The following is a 3,790-nucleotide window of genomic DNA, read 5'->3' on the forward strand; positions in this document are numbered from 1 at the left end:
GTTCCTGTCGGCCGAGTTGGTCTCGGGTCTGACGGGGCGCCCCAGCCTGCACCCCGACGGTGGCATATTCATGCCGCTGTCCTTCCACCTCGGCTATCACGGTCTGCCAATCCCTGGTGTGCTGCCCGGTTTCGGTCATGTCGGTCTCGGCGGCTCTCTCGGGTGGGCCGATCCGGCCACTGGCCTGGCCTTCGGCTTCGTCCACAACCGCCTGCTCACCCCGTTCGTCGTGAGCGATCAGGCCGGATTCGTGGCCACCGCTGCGTTGATCCGCAGGGGAGTGGCTTCGGCGCGTCGCAACGGTTTCACCGCCGTGACCGAATTCGGTGCACCCTTCTCGGACCTGTCCGCAGCGGTCTGACACCGCGCAGGCGTCGGGTTCGGGCCATCGGCCGCCCGTAGGGAATTTCGGTTCGGATCTCGATTCCTGACGGACAACAATTGTTGTCCTTTCCAGATTTACCGTGCTCCAACCGATTTCGGGACGAGATGAGCCCAGCGGCGCGAACGGCGCGAACGGTGGCCGGCGCCGACCGCAGTCGTTGCCAGTTCCCGGGCGGGTGACTTCTTCGTTATCGCCACCACGATTGCCAGTTATCCTCCTGGCGGCCCGAGGGAGAGCGGGACGGGTGGTTGCCGGCGACGGGACTGCCGCAGACCCGCACCGCCATGACGCCTGGGGACGGGCCTACTTCCTGCATGAATGGTTCGATAACGCTACGAGTTGCCAATCAGTGCCAGTTGTGTAATGACGCTCGCGACGATTCTGAACTTCAGAATGTGAATTGTACTATTTGAATGTTTGCTGGAATGTGCACGGGCGAAAGGTTAGCCGACCATGGTTATCGTCGCCACCGATTATTACAGAGATTGCTAGTCGGCATCTGCCCAGGTAGATGCCACAATTTGCGACGACAAGACGGCAGGGCGGCGTCCGGTGTAATGTCCCCGCCGAGGAACGTTGACTACGAGAGTCCGGTTAGGGATTTGCCCGCTCTTTCGTACGAAAGGTCCGCTTTTGTTGCTGGGAACCGTATGTCAAAGGCGATATCGACGGGACTGAGAAGTGGACCTCCAGCACGTCCAGTACGTCGCAGTTTGACGATTTCTCGCATCACTACCGGGTCGGAATCCGGGTGCGTCAGAAGAGGGTGGAAGTAAGTGGCACAGACAACGGGCTGCCCCGTCGCCGTGATCGGCATGGGGTGCCGACTGCCCGGGGGTATCGACTCTCCGGCCGGCCTGTGGGAAGCGTTGTTGCGTGGTGATGACACCATCACGACGGTCCCGTTGGATCGATGGGACGCCGAGGAGTACTTCGATCCCGAACCGGGCGTGCCGGGGCGATCCGTCTCCAAGTGGGGTGCCTTCCTCGACGACATTGCCGGCTTCGACGCCGAGTTCTTCGGGATCAGCGAGCGGGAGGCGGCGGTCATCGACCCGCAGCACCGGCTGCTTCTCGAGACCGCCTGGGAAGCCGTTGAACACGCGGGCATGGACCCGGCGACCATGGCCAAGTCCCTCACCGGCGTCTTCATGGGACTGACCGGCTGCGACTACGAGTTGCTGGCCGCGGACGCGGGAGTGATCGACGGCCCATACGGCTACACCGGCAATAACTTCAGCATGGCATCGGGCCGCATCTCCTACGCCCTCGGCGTGCACGGCCCGTCCTATACGGTCGACTCGGCGTGCTCGTCGAGCCTTCTCGCGACGCACATGGCGTGTGGCAGCCTGCGCTCGGGCGAAAGCGACCTCGCGCTCGCGGGCGGCGTCTCGATCATGCTCGAACCGCGCAAGATGTCCTCGGGATCGGCACAGGGCATGCTGTCGCCGACCGGTCGATGCCACGCCTTCGACGTGAACGCCGATGGTTTCGTGTCAGGTGAGGCATCCGTCGTCCTGCTGCTCAAGCGGCTGTCGGACGCGCAGGCCGACGGCGACAGGATCCTGGCCGTGGTGCGCGGTACTGCCGCCAACCAGGACGGCCACACCGTCAACATCGCAACGCCGTCACGTGATGCACAGGTCAAGGTGTACGAAGCGGCTCTCGCGGCCGGCGACGTCGACCCCGCCACGATCGGCATGATCGAGGCCCACGGCACTGGCACGCCCGTCGGTGACCCCATCGAGTTCGCCAGCCTCGCGACCGTTTACGGCACGGATGGGCCGTGTGCGCTCGGCTCTGCGAAGACCAACTTCGGGCACGGCCAGTCCGCGTCGGGCGCGCTCGGGTTGATGAAGGCGATCCTTTCGCTGCAGCACGCAACGGTGCCCAAGAGCCTGCACTTCACCGGATTTCCGGAAGAGATCGCCAGCATCGAGACGAATCTCTTCGTGCCGGAAGAGGCCACGCCATGGCCGACCAACGGTCACCACCCGCGGCGTGCCGCAGTGTCCTCATACGGCTTGTCCGGCACCAACGTGCATGCCGTGCTTGAGCAGGCACCCGTCGATCACGTGGTGCGAGCCGATGCCGACACCAGCTCCGAACCGACCGGAGTGCGGTTGTTTCCGCTGTCCGCGACTTCGGTCGAGGAGTTGCGCCGTACGGCGGGCCGACTCGCCGACTGGCTGCAGGGTCGCGCCGACGACGAACGGCTTTCGACCGAGCTGGCCGATCTGGCCTACACGCTGGCGCGTCGGCGTGCGCACCGGAGCGTACGGACCGTCGTGCTCGCGAACGACCGCGACGAACTGCTCGCCGCTCTTCGCGAACTGGCCGACGGCGAGGTGCCCCACGAGCCCGCGGTCGCCAAGGGTGAACGCGGCCCCGTCTGGGTCTTCTCCGGTCAGGGATCCCAGTGGGCCGCGATGGGCGCGGGCCTGCTGGCCGCCGAACCGGTCTTCGCCGCGACGATCGCGGAACTCGAGCCGCTGATCGCAGGCGAATCCGGATTCTCGGTCACCGAAGCGTTGACCGCACCGGAGAAGGTGACCGGCATCGACCGGGTGCAGCCCACCATCTTCGCCGTCCAGGTGGCGCTGGCCGCCACGATGAAGTCCCACGGCGTCGTGCCGGGCGCCGTCATCGGCCATTCCATGGGTGAGGTGGCGGCCGCCGTGGTCGCCGAGGCGCTTTCGCTCACCGACGCGGTGAAGGTCATCTGCCGTCGGTCGCGGCTGATGGCGGGCATCGCAGGATCCGGAGCCATGGCATCCGTGGAGATGCCTGCGCAGCAAGTGCTTTCGGAGCTCGCCGCCCGCGGCGTCACCGACGTCGTGCTTTCGGTGGTCGCCTCACCGCAATCTGCGGTCGTCGGCGGAGCCAAGGATTCGGTCCGCGCCCTCGCCGAGGAGTGGGAGGCCCGCGGCGTGATGGCGCGCGAAGTGGCGGTCGACGTCGCATCGCACTCACCGCAGGTCGATCCGATCCTCGACGAGCTGGCCGAGGTCCTCGACGACATCGAACCGATGGAACCGGCCATCCCGTACTACTCGTCGACACTCTACGACCCGCGAGATCCCGCCGAGTTCGACGCGTACTACTGGGTGGACAACCTTCGGCACGCGGTGAGGTTCGCCGCGGCGGTGCAAGCCGCACTAGAAGACGGTTTCCGCGTGTTCGGCGAGCTCTCACCGCACCCACTACTGACCCATGCCGTCACACAGAACGCAAGCAGCCTCGACATCCGGCTGGCCGCGTTGGCGAGCATGCGCCGTGAACAGGAGCTGCCGAACGGGCTTCGCGGATTCGTAGCGGATCTGCACAGCGCCGGTGCCGCAATCGATTTCGACGTGCTGTGGCCGGACGGCGCCCTCGTCGACGCGCCGCTGCCGACGTGGACCC

Annotated in this window: 1 protein-coding gene and 1 pseudogene; both read left to right on the forward strand. The window is 65.8% G+C overall.

What is annotated here, in order from left to right; genetic code table 11:
• Nucleotides 1-361 (forward strand): annotated as a pseudogene (locus ACRDUX_RS37925) (esterase); the annotation flags it as partial.
• 839 nt (nt 362-1,200) lie between these two features.
• A partial coding sequence (locus tag ACRDUX_RS37930; protein ID WP_526422214.1) for an acyltransferase domain-containing protein occupies nt 1,201-3,790 on the forward strand: 2,590 nt, incomplete at its 3' end.

Origin of the sequence: Mycobacterium sp., from assembly GCF_050701675.1 — a bacterium.
Lineage (GTDB): Bacteria > Actinomycetota > Actinomycetes > Mycobacteriales > Mycobacteriaceae > Mycobacterium.